Annotated in this window: 1 protein-coding gene; it reads left to right on the top strand. The window is 63.6% G+C overall.

Annotated features, from left to right (window positions below; translation table 11 throughout):
* Positions 1 to 554: 554 nt before the first annotated feature.
* Complete coding sequence (locus tag VA603_RS18480) at positions 555 to 770, top strand: DUF4287 domain-containing protein (protein WP_132865592.1); 216 nt, start codon at positions 555 to 557, stop codon at positions 768 to 770.
* The last annotated feature ends 222 nt before the right edge of the window (positions 771 to 992 follow it).

Below are 992 nucleotides of genomic sequence, written 5' to 3'. Positions count from 1 at the left end.
CTGAGGATGCGCAGCAGGTAAGACTGGCCACCGACGGTGACCTTCACATTGCGTGTCGTATAGCCGGGCATCGCGCACTCCGCCGAGCGACCGCCCATGCATCTGGGCAGGTAACGCATGAAAGGGAGCGAAGTGGGCAACAATCCAGACAGTTGCGCAACGCGCGCGTAGCGGGCAATGCCCGCGATTTCATGCTAGCACGTCACGATGGATGCAGGCCGGCAATCCCTGGATGGGAAGCTGAACCCGTCAAGGCTGTTTCTGTACATGATGCGACTGATGGGTGTTGGCCATGAAGGATTCCTGCTCGTGCATCATCCGAAGGGGGGCGGACGTTCGGAGGATGGCGGGCCTGCGCACTGGATCAGGCAGCAGGCGCGCGGGCCCTACGGGCGAGGAGAAGAGCTCTGCGAATGAGACCGACCGCGGGGGCGCATGTATCCATGGAATCGAGTGTCGATCCCGGACTCTCTCATTCGTCGGGGGAAGAAGAAGCATGGTCAGGTCCGCCAAGGGGGGGGGCGCCGGCCTCACCACAACAACGAGGAGCGTTCATGACGACAGATATCAAGGTCAAGGGCCCGGCGTCCTACTTCCCGTCCATCGAGAAGACCTACGGAAAGCCGGTGGCGCACTGGCTCGCGCTGCTGGACACCGTCCAGGACCGGAAGCACATGGAACAGGTGGCCTTCCTCAAGGCCGAGCACAAGCTTGGCCACGGCCATGCCAATGCGCTTGTCGCGTATCACAAGGCCGGGAAACCGGCCTGATCGGGCAGGGGGCGCTCGCCTCGGTGCAGGTGTTGCGAGTCGCCCGGTGCTTCGCAGACCGAAGCGGTGAGCCGCGGCCCAAGGCCTTCCGCACACGTTTCCTGATCGATGCTGGAGCGGCCTTCGGGCCAGGTGCCTTGCTTGCCTCCATGCTGGCAGGTGCATCGGGGTGAGCAGGGCCAGGCGTTGGTCCCGGCAATCGGCTATCTTGAACGCCCCTTC

Origin of the sequence: Stenotrophomonas capsici (assembly GCF_034961085.1) — a bacterium.
Lineage (GTDB): Bacteria > Pseudomonadota > Gammaproteobacteria > Xanthomonadales > Xanthomonadaceae > Stenotrophomonas > Stenotrophomonas capsici.
The sequence above is the reverse complement of the archived record's forward strand: the minus strand, read 5'-3'. Positions and strand labels throughout refer to the sequence as shown.

What these genes read in the sequence shown, in the direction of transcription:
- VA603_RS18480 (WP_132865592.1), top strand. Translation starts at nt 555, where the DNA reads ATGACGACAGATATCAAGGTCAAGGGCCCGGCGTCCTACTTCCCGTCC.